19 protein-coding genes and 2 pseudogenes are annotated in these 22,729 nt (G+C 72.9%); 6 read left to right on the top strand and 15 right to left on the bottom strand.

Annotated features, from left to right (window positions below):
* Positions 1-69: 69 nt before the first annotated feature.
* The gene (locus QHG49_RS12075; protein ID WP_159704932.1) at positions 70-1,008 is read right to left on the bottom strand and encodes a diiron oxygenase; all 939 of its coding nucleotides are present in this window, start codon (positions 1,006-1,008) and stop codon (positions 70-72) included.
* Positions 1,009-1,131: 123 nt separating this feature from the next.
* On the opposite strand from QHG49_RS12075, the gene QHG49_RS12070 reads away from it, so the two are divergent.
* Both QHG49_RS12070 and QHG49_RS12065 read left to right on the top strand, forming a co-directional pair.
* Positions 1,132-2,241, top strand: coding sequence for a ferritin-like domain-containing protein (locus QHG49_RS12070; RefSeq protein ID WP_301489405.1), 1,110 nt, complete (start codon positions 1,132-1,134; stop codon positions 2,239-2,241).
* Between the two features lie 131 nt (positions 2,242-2,372).
* Positions 2,373-3,293, top strand: coding sequence for a hypothetical protein (locus QHG49_RS12065; protein ID WP_301492760.1), 921 nt, complete (start codon positions 2,373-2,375; stop codon positions 3,291-3,293).
* Here QHG49_RS12065 and QHG49_RS12060 read toward each other — a convergent pair.
* The 6 genes from QHG49_RS12060 to QHG49_RS12035 all read right to left on the bottom strand — a co-directional run bounded on the left by QHG49_RS12060 (position 3,277) and on the right by QHG49_RS12035 (position 9,408).
* Complete coding sequence (locus QHG49_RS12060) at positions 3,277-3,762, bottom strand: DUF3291 domain-containing protein (RefSeq protein WP_159704938.1); 486 nt, start codon at positions 3,760-3,762, stop codon at positions 3,277-3,279. The genes QHG49_RS12065 and QHG49_RS12060 overlap by 17 nt on opposite strands.
* A gap of 44 nt (positions 3,763-3,806) precedes the next feature.
* The gene (locus tag QHG49_RS12055; protein ID WP_301492759.1) at positions 3,807-5,264 is read right to left on the bottom strand and encodes a penicillin-binding transpeptidase domain-containing protein; all 1,458 of its coding nucleotides are present in this window, start codon (positions 5,262-5,264) and stop codon (positions 3,807-3,809) included.
* Between the two features lie 38 nt (positions 5,265-5,302).
* Positions 5,303-6,664 (bottom strand): FtsW/RodA/SpoVE family cell cycle protein, encoded by a 1,362-nt coding sequence (locus QHG49_RS12050; protein WP_159704941.1) that lies wholly within the window; start codon positions 6,662-6,664, stop codon positions 5,303-5,305.
* 121 nt (positions 6,665-6,785) lie between these two features.
* Positions 6,786-8,039: a HAMP domain-containing sensor histidine kinase gene (locus QHG49_RS12045; RefSeq protein WP_145487266.1), complete on the bottom strand. Its 1,254-nt coding sequence runs from the start codon at positions 8,037-8,039 to the stop codon at positions 6,786-6,788.
* Positions 8,036-8,782 (bottom strand): hypothetical protein, encoded by a 747-nt coding sequence (locus tag QHG49_RS12040; protein ID WP_301489402.1) that lies wholly within the window; start codon positions 8,780-8,782, stop codon positions 8,036-8,038. The genes QHG49_RS12045 and QHG49_RS12040 overlap by 4 nt, the downstream gene beginning before the upstream one ends.
* A 119-nt stretch (positions 8,783-8,901) precedes the next feature.
* A complete protein-coding gene (locus QHG49_RS12035) occupies positions 8,902-9,408 on the bottom strand; it encodes a dual specificity protein phosphatase family protein (RefSeq protein ID WP_186337850.1) in 507 nt (168 codons plus the stop codon).
* A gap of 100 nt (positions 9,409-9,508) precedes the next feature.
* Between QHG49_RS12035 and QHG49_RS12030 the strand changes: the two genes are divergently transcribed.
* Positions 9,509-10,312, top strand: coding sequence for a nuclease-related domain-containing protein (locus tag QHG49_RS12030; RefSeq protein ID WP_301489398.1), 804 nt, complete (start codon positions 9,509-9,511; stop codon positions 10,310-10,312).
* Between the two features lie 12 nt (positions 10,313-10,324).
* On the opposite strand, the gene ligD is transcribed toward QHG49_RS12030, so the two are convergent.
* A complete protein-coding gene (ligD, locus tag QHG49_RS12025; protein ID WP_159704950.1) occupies positions 10,325-11,221 on the bottom strand; it encodes a non-homologous end-joining DNA ligase in 897 nt (298 codons plus the stop codon).
* A 54-nt stretch (positions 11,222-11,275) separates the two neighbouring features.
* On the opposite strand from ligD, the gene QHG49_RS12020 reads away from it, so the two are divergent.
* Entirely contained in the window at positions 11,276-12,310 is a 1,035-nt protein-coding gene (locus tag QHG49_RS12020) for a Ku protein (protein WP_301489395.1), read from the top strand.
* A 21-nt stretch (positions 12,311-12,331) separates the two neighbouring features.
* Here QHG49_RS12020 and QHG49_RS12015 read toward each other — a convergent pair.
* From QHG49_RS12015 to QHG49_RS11990, 7 genes and pseudogenes are all read right to left on the bottom strand, one after another.
* Positions 12,332-13,268, bottom strand: a pseudogene (locus QHG49_RS12015) (aldo/keto reductase).
* Between the two features lie 41 nt (positions 13,269-13,309).
* A complete protein-coding gene (locus QHG49_RS34095; RefSeq protein ID WP_370530569.1) occupies positions 13,310-14,050 on the bottom strand; it encodes a hypothetical protein in 741 nt (246 codons plus the stop codon).
* A gap of 75 nt (positions 14,051-14,125) precedes the next feature.
* Positions 14,126-15,126 (bottom strand): annotated as a pseudogene (locus QHG49_RS34090) (DUF2264 domain-containing protein); the annotation flags it as partial.
* Between the two features lie 68 nt (positions 15,127-15,194).
* Positions 15,195-16,175, bottom strand: coding sequence for a hydroxyacid dehydrogenase (locus QHG49_RS12005; RefSeq protein WP_301492758.1), 981 nt, complete (start codon positions 16,173-16,175; stop codon positions 15,195-15,197).
* 557 nt (positions 16,176-16,732) lie between these two features.
* Entirely contained in the window at positions 16,733-18,385 is a 1,653-nt protein-coding gene (locus QHG49_RS12000; protein ID WP_301489392.1) for a hypothetical protein, read from the bottom strand.
* A gap of 60 nt (positions 18,386-18,445) precedes the next feature.
* Entirely contained in the window at positions 18,446-19,414 is a 969-nt protein-coding gene (locus QHG49_RS11995) for a carbohydrate ABC transporter permease (protein ID WP_301489390.1), read from the bottom strand.
* The gene (locus QHG49_RS11990) at positions 19,411-20,265 is read right to left on the bottom strand and encodes a sugar ABC transporter permease (protein ID WP_301492757.1); all 855 of its coding nucleotides are present in this window, start codon (positions 20,263-20,265) and stop codon (positions 19,411-19,413) included. The genes QHG49_RS11995 and QHG49_RS11990 overlap by 4 nt, the downstream gene beginning before the upstream one ends.
* 491 nt (positions 20,266-20,756) lie before the next feature.
* Here QHG49_RS11990 and QHG49_RS11985 point away from each other — a divergent pair, with 491 nt between their 5' ends.
* Both QHG49_RS11985 and QHG49_RS11980 read left to right on the top strand, forming a co-directional pair.
* Entirely contained in the window at positions 20,757-21,854 is a 1,098-nt protein-coding gene (locus tag QHG49_RS11985; protein WP_301489388.1) for a substrate-binding domain-containing protein, read from the top strand.
* Between the two features lie 256 nt (positions 21,855-22,110).
* A complete protein-coding gene (locus tag QHG49_RS11980; RefSeq protein ID WP_301489386.1) occupies positions 22,111-22,494 on the top strand; it encodes a DUF6083 domain-containing protein in 384 nt (127 codons plus the stop codon).
* Positions 22,495-22,729: the final 235 nt, after the last annotated feature.

Here is a 22,729-nt window from a genome sequence, read left to right as displayed (position 1 = left end):
CCGCCGGGGAAGGGGGTTCCACCGGCGGGGACTTCGCGCGTTTTGCCGGCGGGGGCTTCGCGCCTCCCGCTACGCCAGCAGCCCCGACGACTGCCACAGCCGCCGCCCGACCCCCCGCAGCACGCCGATGTCGTCCAGGAAGTCGGTCAGCCGCTTCGCGCCGGTCTGCATGATCTCGCGGCGGTGGCCGCTGGCCTTGACCTGCGCCATGGCCTCGCGCCTGTCGAGACCGACGTTGGTGTACACCTCCGGGTTGACGAAGGCGATGGAGAAGACGCGGGCGAACTCGCCGGAGGTCACCCGGGTGAACTCCTGGGACCAGCGCGGGGCGGTCACCATCTGGCGGCGCAACTCCTCACGGGCGTACCGCACATGGCGCGCCTCCTCGACCACATGGATTCGCGTCACGCCCCGCACCAGCGGCTGCACCCGCTCGTCCGGGAAGGTCAGGCGCTGCATCCAGTCCAGGACCTCCTCGCCGAGCAGGGTCGCCGTGAAGGAGCCCGGGGTGGTGGAGATGGTCTTGAAGAGGCGGCCCAGGTTCAGGTGCGCCTTGCTGACCGGGTACCAGGGGGTGTCGCCGCGCTCGATCAGGCGCGCGAACATCTTGGAGTGGCGGCACTCGTCCTCGATCTCGGTGAGGGCGTAGCGCACATGCGCGCTGGTGGCGGACTTGTCGTAGATGTGCCGCACCAGCAGCTGCATCAGGATGAGTTCGAACCAGATGCCGAGCGAGGCCAGTGCCGCCGCCTCGTGCCGGGAGAGCAGGATGCGCTGCTCCTCGCTCATCCGCTGCCACATCGGTGTGCCGTACAGCGAGACCAGTTCCGGCGGCCAGAACCACTTGCCCTCCTCGAAGGGCGCGTCCCAGTCCAGCTCCTTGTCGGGGTCGAAGGAGTGCTTGGCGGAGGAGACCAGCAGCCGCTCGGCCACCTGCTCCCGGTCCTTGAGCAGGCCGAGCGCGTCGCGCAGGCCGTCCAGCGCGTCCGCTTCCGTCAGGGTCGTCATGGCTCCCTCACCTCGTTACCCGGGGGTATGTCGTCCGCAACTTATGAGACTGCCTGTCAGCAAGGGCGTCAATCCCCTGCGCATGACTTGTTGACCGCGCGTCTGCGTGTGAGCCTGCGAGACATGTCCACCCATGACCTGTACGCCGACGAACCCGGAGAGCCCACCTGGCAGGTGCCCGCGTCCGGCGCGGCCCGGTTCAGCTGGGAGTACGACGACGGCCGCGAGCGGTTGCTGGCCCTGTACCAGAAGGGCAAGGACAAGCAGTGGGACGCCACCCGGCGCATCGACTGGGACCTGGAGGTCGACCCCCACGACGTGCTCGGCACCCCCGACGAGGCGACGGTCCTGTACGGGACGCCCCACTGGGACCGGATGAGCGAGCGCGACAAGGGCGAGCTGCGCCGGCACTTCGCCTCCTGGCAGTTCAGCCAGTTCCTGCACGGCGAGCAGGGCGCGATGATCTGCGCGGCCCGGATCGTGGAGTCGGTGCCCGACCTGGACGCCAAGTTCTACTCCGCGACCCAGACCATGGACGAGGCCCGGCACGCCGAGATCTACAGCCGGTTCCTCAAGGAGAAGATCGGGCTCGTCTACCCGATCGACGACAACCTCCGGGCGCTGCTCGGCGACACCCTGCGCGACAGCCGCTGGGACATGCCCTACCTCGGCATGCAGGTGCTCATCGAGGGGCTGGCGCTCGCCGCCTTCGGCATGATCCGGGACACCACCGGCAAGCCGCTGCCCCGGCAGATCCTCACCTACGTCATGCAGGACGAGGCCCGGCACGTGGCCTTCGGCCGGATGGCGCTGCGCGACTACTACCAACAGCTCACCGACGCCGAGCTGCGCGAGCGCGAGGAGTTCGTCGTCGAGGGCTGCTATCTGATGCGCGACCGGCTGCGCGGGGTGGAGGTGCTGGAGAACTTCGGCATCCCGCGCGCCGAGGCCGAGGAACTCACCGAGCACACCGAGTTCCTCCGGCTCTTCCGCAGGCTGCTGTTCAGCCGCATCGTGCCCTGCGTCAAGGACATCGGCCTGTGGGGCGAGCGGCTCCAGCGGGCGTACGCCGACCTCGGCGTGCTGGAGCTGGGCGACACCGGCCTGGAGCAGCTGATGGCCCAGGACGAGGAGTTGGCCGACCAGCTGGATGCGCGGCGCTTCGCGGCGGAGGAGCGGGCGCGGGTCGCAGAGGTGGGGGAGGCGATCGAGGCGGGGGCGGAGGAGGACTGAGCGGGCCGGGCGGCGATGGGGCGGGCTGGAGCGGCGGCGGAAGGGGGCGGGGCGGCGGCGGAGCGGGGCGGTTCCGGCGCCGCCTCGGTACCCGTCCATTCACCCGGGTGCAGTAGCGTGCTGGCGTGTCCATGCCTCCGTCGCCGCAGCAGCCGCCGTACCCGAACCAGCCGGGTTCCCCGTACGGCCAGCAGCCTCCCCAGGGCCAGCAGCCCCCGTACGGCCAGCAGTCCCCGTACGGCCAGCAGTCCCCGTACGGCCAGCAGTCCCCCTACGGGCAGCAGGCCCCTTACGGCCGGCCCCAGCCGCAGAACCCCGGTCCGTACGGCGCCTCGCCGTACCCCCAGCCCCAGGGCGGGCAGCAGCCGCCGTACCCGGGCTGGGGCGGTATGCCGCCCGTCGTGCCGCCGCCCCCGAAGAAGAGCCGGGTCGGCCTGATCCTCGGGATCGTCGGCGGCGCGGTCGTGCTGATCGTGGGCGGTCTGGTCGCCCTCGGCGCGATCGGCTACAAGGCGGCGACCACCTTCCCCGACGCCAAGAACAAGCTCACGCTGCCCCAGACGCTGCTTTCCGGGAAGTACGAGCTGGCCAAGGACCTCTCCGACACCGAGGGCAAGAAGATCGGGGACGAGGCGGACGGCGCCTGGGACGCCAAGGACACCCACGGTGTCGTCGGCAGCTACAGCCTGGGCGGCGACGACACCAAGGGGACCCTGGTGGTCTCCGGCATGTACGGCCGTTTCAAGAACACCGACGAGGCCCGCCGCAACATGATGAAGGGCGCCTCCGAGGGCAGCGGCGCCAAGGTCGCCGTGCCGGCGAAGGACTTCGGCCTCGGCGGCATCACCATCTCCTGCGAGGTGCTGACCCAGGAGCAGGTCGGTTCCAGGATGACCCTGCCCATGTGTGCCTGGGCCGACGACAACACCGGTGCCACCATCGCCGTCGTCGACACCCCGCACCTCACCCAGGACCCCGCCCAGGTCGATCTGGCGGCGCTCGCCAGGCAGACCCTCCAGGTCCGCTCCGAGGCGGTCAAGCCGATCGGCTGACCGCCGCCTCCGCGCCGGGCGCGAACGGCGCCCGCAGCGTGAAGGCGTACGGCGTCGGGCCGTGCGCCCTCAGGTGCAGCAGCCGGTCCTCCGCCTCGGCGACCGCCGGGCGGTGGCCGGCCGGCACCCACCACAGCGCGGTCACCGCCTCCTCCAGCCGTTCGAAGAACTCCCTGCGCCGGGCCAGCAACTCCCGGTGCAGCCCCCGGTACATGAACGCGGTGAGCGCCTCCGCGTCCCGCCACACCGACATGTTGACGATCATCCAGGCGTCCCCGAACACCGGGACGTCGGTCGCGTTGCCGGAGTCGCCCTCAAGCCGCCACACGAAGCCGTCCAAGGCGTCGGCGACCGCGTTCACCGGGTCGAGTCCGTCGACGAAGTCCTTCAACTCGGCCGAGTCCAGCGGGTGTCGGAGGCGGGCGATGTTGACCTGGGCCAGTTCGTACGCGGGCGCGGTATCCGTCATGGTCGCACCCTAAGGAGACCCCGGCCGCCTTCGGCAGCCCCGTCTCACCGGCCGAGCACCGCCCGCATCACGTCCCGGGCGATCGGCGCCGCGTCGCCCCCGCCGCTGATCTCGCCCCGGTCCGCCGAGGCGTCCTCCACCACCACCGCGACCGCGACCGCCGGCTCCGCCGCGTCCTGGTCCTGCGCCCAGGAGACGAACCAGGCGTACGGGAGGCCGGTGTTGCCCACCCCGTGCTGCGCGGTGCCGGTCTTGCCGCCGACGACCGCGCCGGGGATCGCCGCCCGGGTGCCGGTGCCCTCCCGCACCACCCCGGTCATCAGCTCCTTCAACTGCTCGGCCGTGTACGGGCGCATGACCTGGCGCACCGGATGCGTCCCGCCGCCCGCGACCGTCTCGCCGTCGCGCCGGGTCGTCCGCTCCACCAGGTACGGCGTGTGCAGCCGCCCGTCGTCGGCGACGGCCGCCGCGACCATCGCCATCTGGAGCGGGGTGGCACGGGTGTTGTACTGCCCGATCGAGGACAGCGCCAACTGGGCCTTGTCCACGTGGGAGTCGAAGGTGCTGGGCGCGACCGGGAAGGGCACGCGCACCCCGTTGTCGTTGAACCCGAACGCCTCCGCCGTGGCCGTCATGTCCCGCACCCCGACGTCCACGCCCAGCTTGGCGAAGACCGTGTTGCAGGACCACTCGAAGGCGTCCCGCAGCGAGGTGTCCGCGCAGCCGTCGCCCTCGTTGGTCAGCTGGGTGCGGGTGCCGGGCAGCCGATAGGGGTCGGGGGAGACGGTGCGCGCGTCCGGGTCGGTGACCACCCCCGCGTCCAGCGCCGCCGCCGCGGTGACCACCTTGAAGGTGGAGCCCGGTGGATAGGTCTGCCGCACCGCCCGGTTGAGCATCGGCTTGTCCGGGTCGCCGCCCAGCCGCGCCCACGCGGACGCCACCGACTCGGCGTTCCCGGACAGCTGGGCCGGGTCGTACGACGGGCTCGTCACCAGCGCCAGGATGCGCCCGGTCGAGGGGTCGACGGCGGCCACCGCGCCCTTGCGGCCGCCCAGCCCCCGGTAAGCGGCCTCCTGCGCCGCCCGGTCGAGGGTCGTCACGACGTTCCCGCCCGGATTGCGGCCGCGCGTCAGGTCGTTCCACAGCGGCAGCGGCGCGAGCATCGGGTCGGCGCCGGAGAGCACCCCGTCCTCGGTGTCCTCCAGGAACGTGGTGCCGTACGACTGCGAGGCGAAGCCGGTCACCGGGGCGTACAACGGCCCGTCCACATAGGTGCGTTCGTAGCGCAGCTGCTCATGGGTGTCCACGGAGCCGGTGACCGGCTTGCCGCCGACCAGGATGTCGCCGCGCGGCTGCTGGTAACGGGCGATGGCCGCGCGGCGGTTGGCCGGGTTGCCGGTGTAGGTGCCGGCCTGCACGAGCTGCACCCGGGCCGCGTTCACGAGCAGCGCCGCGAGCAGCAGGGTGCAGAACGCGCAGGCGTGCCGGATGTACCGGGCCATCGGCCGCCCGCCCTCGCCGCCCATCCCGGTGTAGTCGCTCATGGCGCCTCCCCGCCGTCGTACTGGCTGCGCGCCGAGTCGCTGACCCGGATCAGCAGGGCCACGATCGCCCAGTTGGTGACCACCGAGGAGCCGCCCTGCGCGAGGAAGGGCATCGCCATGCCGGTCAGCGGGATCAGCCCGGTGACACCGCCCGCGATCACGAACACCTGGAGCGCCAGGATCGAGGCGAGCCCCACCGCGAGCAGCCGCCCGAACGGCTCGCGCAGCGCGAGGCCCGCCCGGTAGCCGCGCTCCACCAGCAGCGCGTACAGCAGGATGATCGCCGCCAGGCCCACGAGGCCCAGTTCCTCGCCGGCCGTGGCCAGGATGAAGTCCGACTTGGTGGCGAACCCGATGAGCACCGAGTGCCCGAGCCCGAGTCCGGTGCCCAGCAGGCCGCCCGCCGCGAACGCGAACAGCGACTGGGACAGCTGGTTGGGGCCCCGCCCGGCCTCGATGGTGGCGAAGGGGTGCAGCCAGTCCGCGATCCGGCCGCCGACATGCGGCTCCACCCGGCCGACGGCCACCGCGCCCAGCACGGCGAGCACCAGCCCCACCGCGATCCAGCCGGTGCGCCCGGTGGCGACGTACAGCAGCACCACGAACAGACCGAAGAACAGCAGCGAGGTGCCGAGGTCCCGCTCCAAAACCAGCACCCCGACGCTGAGCAGCCAGATCGTCACGATCGGCCCGAGCACCCGCCCGGTCGGGAACTGCATCCGCCAGAGCCGGCGGCCGGTGTACGCGAGCGCGTTGCGGTTGGCGGCGAGGTACGCGGCGAAGAACACCGCCAGCAGCACCTTCGCGAACTCGCCCGGCTGGATGGAGAAGCCGGCGACCCGGATCCAGATCCGGGCGCCGTTGACCGCCGGGAACAGGCTCGGCAGCAGCAGCAGGACCAGCGCGGCGACCACGCACACATAGGAGTACCGCTGGAGCAGCCGGTGGTCGCGCAGCAGCAGGACGACGACGATGAACAGGGCCACCCCGAGCGCGGACCACACCAGCTGGGCGGGGGCGGCCCGGTCGCCCGGTGTCTCCAGGTCCAGCCGGTAGATCAGCACCAGGCCGAGCCCGTTGAGCAGCACCCCGATGGGCAGCGGCAGCGGATCGGCGTACGGCGCCCGCAGCCGTACGGCGAGATGGGCGACCAGTGCGAGCACCCCGAGCCCGGCCCCGTACGCCAGCGCCCCCGGCGGCAGCCGCCCGGCCCGGGCCAGCCCCACCGCGCAGTAGCCGTACACCGACAGCGTGACGGCCAGCATGATCAGCGCTAACTCGATCCCGCGACGCCGGGGCAGCCGTACGACGGGCACGGCGGCCGGGGCCGTCGCCGCGGCGGTTCCGGCGTCGGTCATGCCGCGAACTTACCCAAACCGGATTAATTCGCCGCACTACAACGCGCCCCAAAGGGGCGCGGGGAACTGCGCGACAAGCCCCGTACGGCCCGCACCCGCCGACGAACCGCACCCCCGAGCCCTACCGCGCCTGCGAAGCCACCGGCAGGATCAGCGTCGCCACCGCGCCCCCGTCCACCGCGTTCCGGAACGACAGCCGCGCGCCCAGCACCTCCGCCTGCCCCACCGCGATGGTCAGCCCGAGCCCGTGCCCCTTCGCCCCGCCCTCGGTGCGGAACCGCTGCGGCCCGTGCGCGACCAGGTACTCCGGATACCCGTCCCCGTGGTCCCGCACCGTCACCACCGGCCCGTGCACCGTGAGCAGCACCGGCGCCGCCCCGTGCTTGTGCGCGTTGGCCACCAGGTTCCCCAGCACCCGCTCCAGGCGCCGCCGGTCCGTCTCCACCAGGGCGTCCCGTACGACCCGTACCTCGGTGTCCGTGCCCGACGCCCGCACCACCCGCTCGGCGAGCGCCCCCAGCCCCTCGGCGTCGGCCTCCAGCCGCTCCCGACCGCTGTCCAGGCGGGAGATCTCCAGCAGGTCCTCGGTGAGTGTGCGCAGCGCGGCCACCCGGTCCCGCACCAGTTCCGTCGGCCGCCCGGGCGGCAGCAGTTCCGCCGCCGCGTGCAGCCCGGTGAGCGGGGTCCGCAGCTCGTGCGCCACGTCCGCGGTGAACCGCTGCTCGCTGAGCAGCTTGCCCTGGAGCGAGGCGGCCATCGAGTCCAGCGCGGCGGCCACCGCGGCCACCTCGTCCTGGGGCCGTACCGGATCCTTCGTACGGGGGTCGTCGACCCGCGCGTCCAGGTCGCCCGCGCTGATCCGGCGGGCCACCCGTGCCGTCGCGTGCAGCCGCCGGGTCACCCGGGTCACGGCGAACACCCCGACCAGCACGGTCGCGCCGATGGCGAGCGCGGAGGACCACAGGATCGAGGTGTCGAGCCCGGCGATGGTGCCGGACTGCTGCGTGTAGTCGATCTCCACGGCGAGCACCCGGCGCCCCTGGACGGGGCCCGCCGCCCACATCGTCGGCCGCCCCCGGTGCGTGGACACCATGGTGCCGCGCCGCCCGGAGAGCGCGAGCCGGTGCAGCGAGTCCGGCAGCCCCTCGGGGTCGACCCCGGCGTTGGGCAGGAGGGTGTCCCCGGCCTCGTAGGCGCGGGTGGCGTCCGCGAGCCGGGACAGCGCGAGGTCGCGGGCCTGGCCGACGGTCTGGTCGGTCACCGAGACATGCACCAGCACCCCGAGCAGCGCGGCCAGCGCGCAGCACATCACCGTGATGAACACGGCCGCCTTCACGGCGAGGGGCCCGGCCCAGCGGGCCAGCAGCAGCCTCATGACGCGCCCGGGGAGGCGGCGGGGGAGGCGGACGCGCGCGCGGGCGGGCTCGCCTTGTGGGCACGGCGGCCCGTGCCGGTGTGCAGGTACTCGTCGCGGGAGAACACCATCGCGCGCTGGCCGGGATCCCACTCCCAGGTGGTGCGGTACTCGTAGCCGGAGATGTCCGCCGGATTGCGCTCGATCAGCGCGCGCCCGGCCAGCTCCACGCCGAGGATCGCGTCGTTGTCGGCCAGCACCTGCACCAGGCGGCTGCCCTCGGCGGTGTAGACCCGGACCGCCGTCTGATTGGTCGGGTAGAGCCGGAAGCCGAGGGTGAGATCGGGCCGGCCGTCGCCGGTGAGGTCCCGGTAGTACGGCTTGAGCAGCGGGCACAGCGCCCGGTCGCCGCCCTTGCGGCACTCCTTCATCCGGTCCACGGTGCCGTGGAACGCCCCCTTGGACCCGTAGTCGGCCGGGTGCGCCTTCAGCTCCGCCTCGACGATGTCCACCGGATCGATCCGGCGTATGTCGCCGCCGGGCACGGTCAGGCCCTTGACGGTCTCCCGGGTGGCCACGTCGTACGGGTACGCCGGACTGGACGCCGGGCGCAGATCGGGCCAGAGCTTCGCGGGGCTGTCCGCGGTCTGGGTCGGCCCGGCGCTCTGCAGCTGACCGGCGTCCCCGCAGGCCGCCGCCGTCGCCGACAACAGGGCGACGGCGACCGCGGCGAAGGCGGTGCGCACAGGGCGACGGAGGGGCACGGTGCTCCAGGGGCGATGGTTTTGCAGGTCAGTAGGCCAGTATGCACATAGATTCCAAGGAAGCCCCTTTTGGTCCGTTCTGTGCGTCCGGTCCATGCGCCGGTGCCGGGACAGAGAGGCTACTCGGCCAGTTCCTCAAGGAGCCGTACGGTATGCAGCCCGGCGCGCAGATACGCCACGAACAGCTCGTTGTGCAGCGCCCACGCCGAGCGGCGGGCCCGGATCAGCCGGATCGCCTCGTCCGGCGAGCCGCCCCGCTGCACCAGGGCGTGCGCCACGACCAGGCCCGAGCGGTTGTACCCGTGATAGCAGCGCACCAGCACCCGGCGGCCCGCGTCCAGCGCCTCGTTCGCCGCCCGCGCCAGCCGGATCACCCCGGCGAGCTGCGTGCCGTCCAGCGGCCCGTCCGGGACCGGCCACACATGGTGCTCGACGCCCGCGTCCGGGCCGTACCCCGGCAGCCGCAGCAGCGACTGCACCACATCGAACTCGTCCCGTACGACGGCCGTCTCCAGCCGTCCCGTACGCCCCCGGTACTCGTGCCCGCCCATCCACAGGCCGGGCACGATCTCGCTCCACGGGTTGTGTGGAGCGGGCACGTCGGGCTGCATCCCGCGGGTCCGCACCGGCGCCTCCCCAACTCCCCTGCGCAGGGCCGCCCTCCACGGTAGCCGGTCTTGCCCGGGAAGCACCCGGCCTGTTCCCATGGTCGAAGGGGTGATGCGCATGAGCGGACTGCGCGTGGTGCCGGGCCGCCGGGACAACCGGGACCGGCTGTACGTCTGCCGCCCGGACGGCGGCCGGGTCGCCTGGTACGACCGGGACGCCGGCCGCGTCGCCCTGCTCGCCGAGGACGAGCGGGACCGGGTCCTCGAAGCCCTGAAGCCCTTTCTCACCGGCCCGGTGGCCGTGGGCCCGCCCCCGGTCCCCACCCCCGCCGAACTCGCCCGGCTCGCCCTGCACCCCGACGACGACCTCGCGCCCAACCGGCCCGGCGAGGCGCTGCTGATCGCCCTCGACCGCGACCCGGGGGCCGGACACCGGCTGCGCCCCGATCCACGCCGGCGCGCCCTGCTGGCCGAGCAGACCGTGGGTGACGTGCTCGACGGCCTGGAAGGCGCCGGCTGGCACGCCCTGCACTCGCTGCCGCTGCCCGGCGGCGACCGGGTCCACCATCTGCTGATCGGCCCCGGCGGGCTGTTCGCCGTGCACGCCCTGTACGCCCGCCGCGCGCGGGTGCGGGTCGCCGACCCGATGGTCACCGTGGGCCGGCGCACCGCCGAGCCCCTGCTGCGCGGGCTGCGCGCCCGAGCCGACCGGGCCGCCCACGCCCTGACCGCCGAGGTCCGCCCGGTGCTCGCCCTGACCGACCCCTCCGGGGTTACCCTGACCGCCGCGCCCCGGGGGATCCGGGTCCTGTCCGCCGGGGAGCTGTCCGGGCTGGCTCGGCTGGGCGGCGTACTGAAACCGGCGGACGTGGCGGCGCTGCACGCGATGGCGCGGGACCGCCGTACCTGGGAGAAGCTCTAGGACCGGGGCGGTCTAGGCGTCTTCGGGAAGGGGCGCGGCCCGGCGCCGGTCCAGCAGGGGGGCCATCAGGTCGCCGTGCTCCCGCAGGCGCGGGGCGATGTCCTCGGCCTGGAACGCCAGCCGTCGCGGTGAGCGGCAGTCGGCGACCTCGTCCCAGGTCACGGGCGCGGAGACCAGCGGGGTGCGGCGGGCACGCAGGGTGTAGGGGGTGGCCGTGGTCTTGCGGGCCGCGTTCTGGCTCCAGTCCACGAACACCTTCCCGGGCCGCAGGCTCCTGGTCATCCGGTGCACCACCAGCCGGGGCAGCGCGCGCTCCGCCTCCACCGCGAGCGCCTTGGCGTACTCGCTGGTCCGCTCCGGGGAGGCGCCGGTGACCGCCGCCAGCAGGTGCAGCCCCTTGGACCCGGCCGTCTTCGGGTACGCCTCGATCCCGTCCGCCGCGAGCCGCTCGCGCAGCCACAGGGCGACCTCGCAGCACTGCGTGATCGTGGCGGGCGCCCCGGGATCCAGGTCGAACACCAGCCGGTCGGCCTCGTCCGGCGAGCCCACCGGCCACTGGTGGGTGTGGAACTCGGTGACCAGGTTCGCCGCCCACACCAGGCTCGGCAGATCCTGTACGACGACCATCCAGGCCGGGCTGTCCGCCGAGGACCTCGGCACCTCGGCGGTCGTGACCCACTCGGGCGTACCCGGCGGCACGTTCTTGGTGAAGAACACCTGGCCCTCGGGTCCGTCGGGGTAGCGCAGGAAGGACACCGCGCGGTCGCGCAGATGCGGGAGCAGGGCGTCGGCGGTGGTCGCGTAGTAGTGCACCAGCTCCGCCTTGGTGAAGCCGGTCGCCGGATACAGCACCTTCTCCAGGTTGGTCAGCGGGACCCGCCGCCCCTCCACCTCTGTGATAGGCGTCATAGGATGACAATCCCAGACAAACCGGTCCCCATGGGCAAGGGAAGGGTGCGGCACGTGCGATCGATATGGAACGGCGCCATCTCCTTCGGGCTGGTCAGCATCCCGATCAAGCTGTTCAACGCGACCGAGAGCCATGCGATCTCCTTCCGCCAGATCCACACCGAGGACAACGGCCGCATCCGCTACCGCAAGGTGTGCGAGGTGGAGGACCGCGAGGTCAGCCAGTCCGAGATCGGCAAGGCGTACGAGGACGCGGACGGCACCATCGTCCCGATCACCGACGAGGACCTGTCCCATCTGCCGATCCCGACGGCCCGCACCATCGAGATCGTCGCCTTCGTGCCGACCGACAAGATCGACCCGCTCCAGATGGGCGCGGCGTACTACCTCGCCGCCGGCGGCGCCCCCGCCGCCAAGCCGTACACCCTGCTGCGCGAGGCCCTGAAGCGCAGCAACAAGGTGGCCATCGCCAAGTTCGCGCTGCGCGGGCGGGAACGCCTCGGGATGCTGCGGGTGGTCGGCGACGCGATCGCCATGCACGCCCTGCTCTGGCCGGACGAGGTACGGGCCCCCGAGGGCGTCGCCCCGGACGTGGACGTCAAGATCCGGGACAAGGAACTCGATCTCGCGGACGCCCTGATGGACACCCTCGGCGAGGTCGAGATGGCGGATCTGCACGACGAGTACCGGGAGGCCCTGGAGGAGGTCGTCGCCGCCAAGGCCGCCGGCGAGACACCTCCGCAGGCCCCCGAACCGGCGACGGGTGGCAAGGTCCTCGACCTGATGGCCGCCCTGGAGAACAGCGTCCGCGCCGCCCGCGAATCCCGCGAACCGGCGGGGGAGGCCGAGGTCAGACCCCTGCCCGACCGCCGGTCCACCCCCAAGGAGACCGGCACCAAGAAGTCCACCTCCACCGCGAAGAAGACGACCGCCAAGAAGGCCCCGGCGCGGAAGTCCACCTCGAAGTCGGCCGAGCCGGCCAAGAAGAGCACGGCGAAGTCGGCGACGGCGAAGTCGGGTACGGCGAAGTCGGGTACGGCGAAGAAGACGGCGGCGAAGAAGACGGCTTCCCGCAAACGGTCGGCCTGACCGGCGGGGTGGCGCTGCCGATCAGCGCCCTGGTGGTCCGAGGCCGTGGACGCGGGACGCCATCGCCATGAAGGACGCCGTCGCCATGAAGAGGGAGCCGTCCTCCCCGGGCACCGGCACCCCCTCCCCGAGCAGCCCCTCCGCCCGCAGCGCGCCGGGGAGCCGCTCCGCGATCCGGGCCGTGCCGTCGGCCACCTCCTCGGGCGAGCGCGCGCCGAGCAGCACCCCGGCGACCGCCGGGTGCCCCAGCGGGAACCGGAGGGCCGCGCCGCGCGGCGGAACCCCGTGCCGGGCACAGACCTCCGCCATCCGCAGCGCCCGCTCCACCAACTCCCTCGGCGCGGCCGTGTAGCCGTACCGCGCCTGCGCCCTCGGGTCGGCCGGAGACCGGCGTCGGCGTCACGGACGAAGCGGGTGAGCACCGCGGTCCGGTTCATCCAGGCCCCGGCGCCGATGGCCCGTACGACCCCCTCGGCCCGCAGCCGCTCCAGTGCCGGGTACGCCTCCCGGCACGCCTGCTCGCCATGGTCGGCGGGGTCGTGCAGCAGGGCGATGTCCACGTGGTCCAGGCTCAGCCGGACGAGGGACTCCGCGAGGCCGAGGCGCACCCCGTCGGCGGAGAAGTTTCGGACCCGGCTGTGGGCGGCCGGTACGGCGAAGCCGTTCGCCAGGTCGTCGCCGCCCCCGGCGTCCGGCACCAGCAGCCCGCCCACCTCGGCGGACAGGGTGGACTCGGCGCGCGGCCGCCCGCGCAGCGCCGCGCCGAGGCGGCGTTCGGACAGGCCGAGCCCGTGGTGCGGCGCGTGTCGAAGCAGCGGACGCCCGCCGCCCAGGCGGCGTCCGCGGTGGCCCGCGCCCGCGCGTCGGAGACCGGCCGGTACGGACTGCCCGGCGCGGCACAGCCCAGGGCGAGCCGGGTGACCTCGGCTCCGGTCGCCCGCAGTGTCGTCGAACGCATGGTGCTCCTCGTCCCCCGGGGCCGTATCCGTGCGGGGTGGGTCATTCCGGATCGGGAAGCGTGTCGCGCAGGGCGCGGGGGAGGCCGGGCAGGGCGCGCCGGTCGAGCGGCTCCGCCCGGGTCGTGCCGCCGTCGGCGATGGCGTGAGATCCGGCGGTGGCGTGGACTTCGGCGGCCAGCCAGTGCTCGCCGGACGGCAGTTGGCAGCGCAGCACGGGGAGTGCCGTACGGGGCCAGAGGAGGTGGCTGTTGGGGTCGGGGAGCATGATGTCGCCGGTCCGGGCCCCGGTGAGGTCCCGTACGGCGCTCGCGAGGTCGCCGCAGACGGCCCGCGCCCCGGGGCCCTCGGCCCGGGTGGCGGCGCCCTCCAGGGGGACCGCGAAGCCGCCCTCGACCGTGTGCAGCGGGCGGGGCGTGACCAGGCGGTGGACGCGGACGTGCCGGCCGGGTCCGGCGGGCAGCAGCCAGGTCTCGACGGTGACTTCGGGCCAGGGGTGCCAGCGGGCGTGCACCCGCTCGGCGGTCACGGAGCGGGACGCGCAGGCGATCCGGGAGCGCCAGTACAGACCGTCCTCGCTGAGCAGCAGGGCGCTGTCCGGGGCGGCGGACTCCGCGCCGAGCGGTCCGGTGGACACGGAGCAGCCGAAGGCCGTGGAGTACGCGAACTTGCCGTACTTACCGGGCGCGTTGCGCACCCAGGTGTCCGCGTCGCAGGCCGCCAGCGCCGTGGTGTGCCCGCCGCCGTGCTGGACGAGCAGACCCGCCTCCGGCTGGGCGCGCACCGCGCCCGGGTCGGGCAGCGGCTCCTCCTCGGCGGTCCAGAACGGGTGCTCGGCGGGCAGGGCGAGCGGCAGGAACGCCTTGAACGCCCAGTACGGGGAGCCCGCCGCGTTGTACTGCTCGCTCATGAACAGGTTCGGGTAGGCGTAGCCGACCGACAGCGTGCCGTCGGCGGCGAACATCGGCTGCCGCGCCCACCAGCGCAGATTCCGCGCCCACAGCCCGCGCAGCACCCCCCAGGGCAGCGCCTCGACACCCGCGTGGGCGAGCGCGCCCCAGAACGCGCACTGCGCGAACCGGTACGTCAGACTGCGGCCGAAGGGCAGCGCCGCGCCGTCCGCCGCGAACCAGTGCCGGAACTCCCCGGCGAACAGCGCGGCCCGCTCCCGTACCCGGGCCACGACCGCCGGATCGGCGTCCGGCGCGAGCGTCGTGTACAGCAGCGTGTACAGATGCAGGGCCCAAGGGCCGTAGTAGTCACGGGGTTTGCCGTCCGGGCCGTCCGAGTACCAGCCGCCGCCCCGGTAGAAGTCCTCGATCCGCGCCAACGCCCGCTCGGTGAGACCGGGTTCGGGCCGCTGCCCGACCGCTTTCAGGCCCAGCTCCGCCATCACGGGGAACAGATGCCAGTTGTTGTCCGGGACGCGTTCGGCCCGCGCAGCCAGGCGGCGAGCCGGGTCCGCTCCTCCCCGGCGAGCGGCTCCCACAGCTCACCGGGCGCGAGGGCCAGCGTGCACCCGAGCACGGACGCCTCGACCAGCCGCTGGTCCATCGCGCCGGGCTCGCCCCAGTACTCCGGGTGCTCCGGGTCGGTTCCGGCGGCGACGGCCCGGCGGATGCGCTCCCAGCCGTCGTAGTGCCCGCCGCCCGCCGCGAACGGGGCCAGTCCCCACAGCGGTCGTACGGTCGCCTCCAGCCGGGCGACCCGGGGCTCGTACGCGGTGCCGGGGGCGGCCAGCGCCGCGTCGTCGGCGTAGGCGTCGGTGAGCGGGGCGCACAGGCCGAGCAGCGCGCGCTGCCAGTCGGCGCGGCTGTGCAGGGGGTTGCCGGAGAACGGGTGCGGGCGGTTGCGGGTCATGGCTCCTCGTTCGGGTCGGGCCGGTGGACGGTGTGACGGCCGGGCCGGTCTCCCCCCGCCGGCGCGCCTCAGGCCGAGCGCTCGAACTGCTCGCGCACGACCGGATGGGCGAACGGCCGCCCCTGCGCCAGGCGTTCCAGCTCGTCCAGCGCCGAGTCCGCCATCCGGTGCAGCTCACCGCCGAGCGAACCGGCGATGTGCGGGGTGAGCACCACGTTGTCCAGGTCGTACAGCGGGGAGTCGGGCGGCAGGACCTCCGGTTCGGTCACATCCAGTACGGCGTTCAGCCGGCCGCCGGTCAGCTCGCGGGTCAGCGCGTCGGTGTCCACCAGAGCCCCGCGCGCGGTGTTGACCAGCGTGGCGCCGTCCGGCATCAGCTTCAGCCGGCGCGCGTCGATCAGGTGCCGGGTCTCGGGCAGCGCGGGCGCGTGCAGCGAGACCACGTCGCAGCGGGCGCACAGCTCGTCCATGCCGACCGGCTCCACCCCGAGCGCGCGGGCCTCCTCGGTTCCCAAGTACGGATCGTGCAGCAGGACTTCCATGTCATAGGGGGCGAGCAGCGCGATGACACGGCGCCCGATGCGGGAGGCGCCGACGATGCCGACGCTGCGCCGGTAGTTGCCGGCGTCCCGGTACTCGTGCTGCCAGGACACCTGACCGCGCACGGCCCGGTACCGGTCGCGCGTGGCCAGCGCCCGCTTGTTGGAGAGCAGGATCATCGCCAGCGCGTACTCAGCCACCGGCAGCGCGTTGGCGTCGGCGGCCGAGGAGAGGGCGATGCCCCGCTCCCAGCAGGCGTCGGTGACGAAGCTCTTCACCGAGCCCGCGGCATGCACCACCGCCCGCACCCGGGGCGCCCGGGCGAGCACCTCGGGGGTGAGGGGCGGGCAGCCCCAGAAGGTGAACAGCACCTCGGCGCGGGCGAGTTCGGCGGCGACCCCCGGGGCGTCGAAGTCGTCGGCGACCAGCGTGGGGTCCAGATCGGCGAGGCCGGTGAGCCGGGCCGTCCGCGCCGGGTCGAGCAGCAGGGGCAGCAGGTCGCGCTGCATGGCGAGCAGGACCCGGGGCCTGCGGGCGGCGGGGGCAAGGACCCGGGGGCGGCGGGCCGCGGGGGGCAGGTCGGACACAGGACTCCTCGGGTCATGGTCGCGTGGAGCGCGCCTGGTGGAAGGCGGCGCCTCGCGCGGGAGATGCGGTACGTCAGCGGGTGACGGCCGGGGTCAGCGGGTGGCGGCCGGGGTCATCGTGTGGCCGGGGTCATCGGGCGCCCGGGGTCATCGGGCGGCCTGGGGCATCGGGCGGCTTGGGGCGTCGGGCGGCCTGGGGTCACCATGTGGCCCGGCCCACCACGGGGTGGCAGGGACCGTCACACGGCTGGGCTCATCACGGGCGGCCTGCTTCACCGCGGGGTGGCTGGGCCCCACCACGTTGCTGGGCTCACCGCAGGTGGTCGGGCCCATCACGCGGCCGGACTCACCGCAGGCTGCCTGGTTCACCACGGCGTGGCTGGGTGCCACCACGCGGCCGGGCGCACCGCAGGCGGTCGGGCCCACCACGCGACCAGGCTCACCACGGGCGGCCTGGCTCAGCCGCACGACGGCGGGGCTCACCCCGCAGCCGCCTTGGCCTCGGCGAACTCCTCGGCCATCCGGTCGATGCCGTTCTGCTGCTTGATCCGGGCGACGATGCCCTTCCAGTCCGATGCCTTCGTCTTGCCGGACACGGCGTCCATCACCGCGGAGTTGAGCGCGGGGGAGACCCCGGCCCACTTGGCGCTGAAGGTGGCCGAGGAGAAGCGGTAGGCGGCCGAGGCGTCCGGCGCGCAGATCGGCAGCAGTGTCTTCTGCGAGGTGTGGAGCCGTTTGGTGAGGTCGGCGAGACCGGGGAAGAACAGCGGCTGCGGCGCCGTGTTGAAGTACTGGAACGGCAGGTTGGTGCTGTTCTCCGTCTGCCCGAGCCGGGTCGCGTTCGCCGGGGCGCCGTCCTTGTCGCGGGTGAAGTGCACGCCCTCGACGCCGTACCGGGCCAGCTCGAACTCCTTGGTCCCGAACGGCGCCGCGAAGAAGTCCAGGATCCGCAGCAGCATCCTGATCCGGGCCGGGGAGGACTTCTTGACGACCGTGAACCCGAACACCGAGTCGCCGCCCGGGGTGTTGGGCTTGTCGCCGTAGGGGAAGGCGAGATCGGGGGTGAAGCCCCGCACCTGGGAGAAGATCTGCGCGGCGGCGCCGGTGCCGTTGGGCCAGGTGAGCCACGTGCCGTTGAGGAACTTGGGCTGCGCGTCCCCCGCGCCCAGCGTCAGCGCGTCCGGGTTGTAGACGCGGCGCGTGTAGAAGCGGTGCATGTTCTCCACGGCCTGCTCGAACTCCGGTGTGTCGGCGGTGAAGCTGAAGCTCCCGCCGGACTCGCCCCACCAGTTGGGGGCGCCGGCCGCACCGGCGTGGAAGGTCCAGCCGAACGCGGCGGCGCTCGAACTGCCGATGCCGTAGTGGCCCCTCACGCTCAGCCTGGCCATGGCGTCGGTGAATTCCTGGACCCCGACGCCCTTGCCCCAGATCCCCGCCCTCTCCAGCTTGTCGCGGTCGGCGAACAGGCCGACCTGCGGGGCGTTGTAGCGGTAGGTCGGCACGCCGTATATCCCGCCGCCGATGCGCCCCATCAGCTGCCAGCCCCGGGTGGGCAGGGCGGCCAGGTTCGGGTACGCCTTGATCGCGTCGCCGGACAGGTACTCGCTGAGGTCGGCGCACTTCGAGCGGATGAACTCGCTGATGTGGGGGGCGCCGGTGGCCGGGATCATCAGGATGTCCGGCTGGTCGCCGCCCGCCATCATGGTGGTCAGCGCGGTGGTGTAGCTGGTGCCGGTGTCGATGACGAACCGGGGCCTGAGGGTGACGCCCATCGCGTCGCCGAGGGCCTCGACCATCCGGTTGGAGGAGTCGAGCTTGACGGCGGCGCCGTAGCTCAGCGCCATACAGGAGACCGTCGAGCCGTCACCCGGCTTGCCCTTAACGGATGAAGGTAGCGGAAGCGAGGGGTAGTTGAGGACGGCGGGAGCGCCGTTGTCGGGCAGCGCGGGCAGGTCGTAGTGGACCTCGGCGGGCACGTACGCGGGCCAGGGGGCCTGCTCGGTGCCCTCGTTGGAGACGGACACCGGTCCGCCGCCGCCGTCGCAGGCGGCGAGCGCGGGACCGGCGGCGAGGACGACGGCACCGGCACCGGCTGCTCTGAGCACCGAACGGCGGGACATGTGCAGGGACATGAGGGCTCCAAGCGGACGCGTTCGTGCGGGGGAGGGGGGAGCGGAACCGGGCGCAGCGGGTCAGGACTTGACCGCGCCGGTGAGCACGCCCTTGGTGAAGAACCGCTGGACGAAGGGGTAGACGACCAGGACGGGGACGACCGCGACGACGATGGTGGCCATCAGCGTGGTCCGGGAGGTGTCCTTAAGGGCGCTCGCGGTGGTGCCGTTCGCGTCCGCGGTGACCCCCTGGGTGACCAGCAGCCGCAGCAGGGTGCTGAGCGGCCAGCGGCCGGGGTCGTTGAGGTAGAACAGGGCCCGGAAGAAGTCGTTCCAGTAGGTGACGCCGTAGAAGAACCCGACCACCGCGATCACCGACCTGGACAGCGGCAGCACGATCCGCCACAGGACGGTGAACTCGCCCGCCCCGTCCAGCCGGGCCGCCTCGAACAGCTCGCCGGGCAGCCCCTGGAAGAAGCCGCGCAGCACCACCAGGTTGAAGACGTCGATGACGACGGGCAGCACCAGCGAGGAGTAGTCGTCGATCAGCCCGAGGTTGTCGACGACCAGGTAGGCGGGGATGATCCCGGGCGGGAACAGGAAGGCGACCAGCGTCATCTTCAGCACCCAGCCGCCCCCGATCACCCCGGGCCGGGCCAGGGCGTACGCCAGCAGCACGGTCGCGGCCAGCGACACCGCCGTACCGACCACCACCAGCAGCAGCGACACCACCAGGGCGCGGCCCGCGGTGGAACCGGTGAGGATCTGGTGGAAGGCGTGCAGCGAGAACTCCCGTGGCCACAGCGAGTAGCCGCCGTCCGCGGTGACCTGGCGGGCGGTGCTGAGGCTGGTGGCCAGCACCACCCAGAAGGGCGCCACCACGGCCGCCGTGATCAGCACCATCACCAGCACCTTGCCGGCCGTGGTGAGGGCCTTCGGCTTCTCCTGCCAGGCCGGGCGCGTGGCCTTCGTACGCCTGCCCTTCGTGCGACTGTCCTTTGCGTGGCCGTTCTCTGTGTGGCGGGCCGCCGCCCCGGTTACCAGGCTCATCGGTAGACCCCCTGCTCGCCCAGCCGGTGGGCGACCTTGTTCGCGGCGACCACCAGGACCAGGGCGACGGCGCCCTTGAACAGTCCCGCGGCCGCCGCGACGGACCAGTCGCCGTTGACGGTGGCGTGGTAGTAGACGTACGTGTCGATCACTTCGGAGACCCGCTGCCCGAACGAGTCGCGCTGGAGCAGCACTTGGTCGAAGCCGACGCTGAAGACGGAACCGAGCCGCATGATCAGCACGAGCACGACCACCGGTCGTACGCCGGGCAGGGTGACGTGCCAGAAGCGGCGCCAGGGCCCGGCGCCGTCCATGGCCGCCGACTCGTAGAGTTGCTCGTCCACCTGGAACAGGGCGGCCGTGAAGATCACCGTGGCCCAGCCGCAGTCCTTCCAGATCAGCTCGGCGACCATCATCGGCTGGAACAGCGAGGGGTCGGTGAACAGGTTCACCATATGGCCGCCGCCACCGGACAACAGATCGGTCAGCACGCCGGTGGGGCCCACCATCTGCTGGATCAGGGCGACGGCCACGACCCAGGAGACGAAGTGCGGCAGGAACACCACCGACTGCACGAACTTGCGCACGGGCCCGCTGAGCACGCTGTGCAGCAGCAGCGCCACCGCGAGCGGCACCGGGATGAAGAACACCAGCTGGAACAGGGCGAGGCTCACCGTGTGCCCCACGGCCCGCCAGAACCCCGGATCACCGAACAGCGTCTGGAAGTTGGAGATCCCGGCCCAGGGGCTGTGGCTCATCCCGAGGAAGGGGATGTAGTGCTGGAAGGCGATCACGTTCATGGCGAGGGCGCCGTACTGGAAGACCGCGAAGTACAGCACGCCCGGCACCATCATGAGCAGCAGCACCCGGTCCCGCCGCACCCGCTGCCACCGGGAGACCGAGTGCCGGGTCGGTGCGGTGGGCGCTTCGGGAGGCGCGTCGGGTCGCTCGGCCGGTGTACTGCCGGGCCGCTGGCCGACCAGGGACACAGGGGCCTCCTTCCAGGGGCGAGGGGGGCATCGAGGACGCCGCCGGACACGGTGGGACGCCCGGGGGGCCCTCCGCCGTCCGATGCGGCTTCAGCATCCGGTCGGGTCCGTAACCCGTCAATGAGGTCGTACGTACTTGGAACGACCCGGAAGTACCCGGAGCCTTTCGATATCCCGTTCTCCGCCCCTTCACCCCCTAATCCCTGCTTTCGCTCACCCGGCAACCTCGCCGCCTTCCTCCCTTCGCCGGGCCTCCTGGGTCTGCCCAACTCCCTTCCGGCGCGCTAGGTTTCCTCCGTTCCCAACAGTTCGGAACCCTTTCCACGCCAGCGCCGAGGGAAATGTGACGCGTGATGCTCTCTCCGGACCGGCACGACCTGCTCCTCGCCCATCTGCGGGAGCACGGCTCGGCACGGATCAGCGACCTCGTGGGCCTGCTGGGGGTCTCCGACGTCACGGTGCGCCGCGATGTCGAGTCCCTCGAACGCGAGGGTCTGGTACGGCGGTTCCACGGCGGCGTCGCTCTGGACCGCAGGGCGGCGACCACCGGGCAGAACCCCGAACGCGTGCCGGACGCCCTGCGGTTGGGCCTGCTCCTGCCCAACGGCCCGTACTTCCGTGAGGTGCTGGAGGGTGCCCGCGAGGCGGCGTCGGAACTGAACGCCGAACTGACCCTCGCCTTCTCCGACTACCAGCCCGAGCAGGACCTGGTGGCCGTCCGCCGCCATCTGGACGACGGCGTCGACGGCCTGCTGCTGGCCCCGCCGACCCTGGAGAACTCCCGCCACACCCGCTTCGAGGAACGCCTGCGCGAGCTGAGGATCCCGGTGGTCCTGGTGGAACGCGAGCTGCGCTCCACCACACTGGTCGACCGCCTGGACCACGTGGTCACCGACCACCAGGCCGGCGCCCGGCTGGCCGTGGAACACCTGGCCCGCCTCGGACACCGCCGGATAGCCCTCATGGTCAAGGACCTGGGCCCGACGGCCCCCGCCGTCCGCCTCGGCCACACCCACGCCCTGCGCGCCCTGGGCCTCGACCAGGACAGCCCCGTCCACCTGGTCCCGCAGCGCGAGACCTCCCCCCACACCGAGCAGCGCATCGACGAGGTCCTCGACGACCTGCGCGCCCACGGCGCCACCGCCGTCCTCGCCCACGGCGACGCGGAGGCCATCGTCCTGCTCCAACTGGCCGCGCAGCGCGGCATCCGCGTCCCCCAGGACCTGGCGATCATCTCCTACGACGACGAGGTCGCCGCCCTGGCCAGCATCCCCCTGACCGCCGTCGCCCCACCGAAACGCGCCCTGGGCCGCAAGGGCATCGAACTCCTCACCTCCCGCCTCCGCTCCCCCCACCCCCTCCCGATCCACCACCTGACCCTCCAACCGTCCCTGGCGGTACGGGCCTCGTGCGGAGCGGGCGCGGGGGGCCGGGGACGCAGGGGGCACTGAAACCGGACCGGGCCCGAGCGGGGGGGGGGGGGGGGGGGACTGCAACCGGGACCAGCCGAGCAGGGGGTACCGGCCACGCCACGCCTCCGCACCCTCCGCCGCCCCTCAGGAGCGGATCTCGGCCGCAACCCCTCGGTCACCGGTTGCCGGACACCCCACCCGAGCCGCACCCCACCTCCCCGCGCCACGACCGCCCCACCCGCCCCGTCCGACGAGCACCCTGCGCCGAGGACGGGAGTGTGCCGACCCTCGTCCTATGGGGGTTTCGGAGGGGATTCCGCGTCGGCTCGGCCAAGGGCGATCATGCTGCCCGCACTGCGGTCTGCCGCAGGACCGGGTGGCGACGCTCGGACACGAGTGGGTCATGCTGGAACCGGACCTGAGGCCACTGGCCCACGAGGTGCCGGCGGGGCATCGGTGGATCGAGCTGTCCGACGGACGGGTGACCGTCTACGGCGTCTGCCCACCGGAGCAGTTCCAGCGGTGCCGAATCGAACACCGCCTCGCCTGCCCGGCCCAGCTCCTGCCGGACCTGTGGCCATGGCTGACGGACCGGCGGGACGAGAACGCACGGCGGACGGAACGGCGGAACGCGCCCCAGCCGGAACCGCCACACGAGGAGTGGCCGGACGCCGGTTGACCAACGGAGAGAGCCGCCCCCTGTCTCCCGGATCCAGCAGCTCTGCCCGCCCCCTGGTCGGCCCGCCCGTCCGCGCGTCCCGTTGCTCATTGCCCTTTGCATATTGGTTGACCTGCGGGCAAGATGAATTCGATTCTCGACCGGTACGCGCCACCCACCCGGACGTGGCAGGCGGCGGATGCCGGCGGGATGCGCAGGTGCGCGGCGTCGGCCGTGCGGGCTGAGCGGGGGCAGA

The sequence above is a fragment of the Streptomyces sp. WP-1 genome (genome assembly GCF_030450125.1).
In the GTDB taxonomy this organism is placed as follows: Bacteria; Actinomycetota; Actinomycetes; order Streptomycetales; family Streptomycetaceae; genus Streptomyces; species Streptomyces incarnatus.
This window is presented reverse-complemented; position numbering and strand designations above follow the sequence as displayed.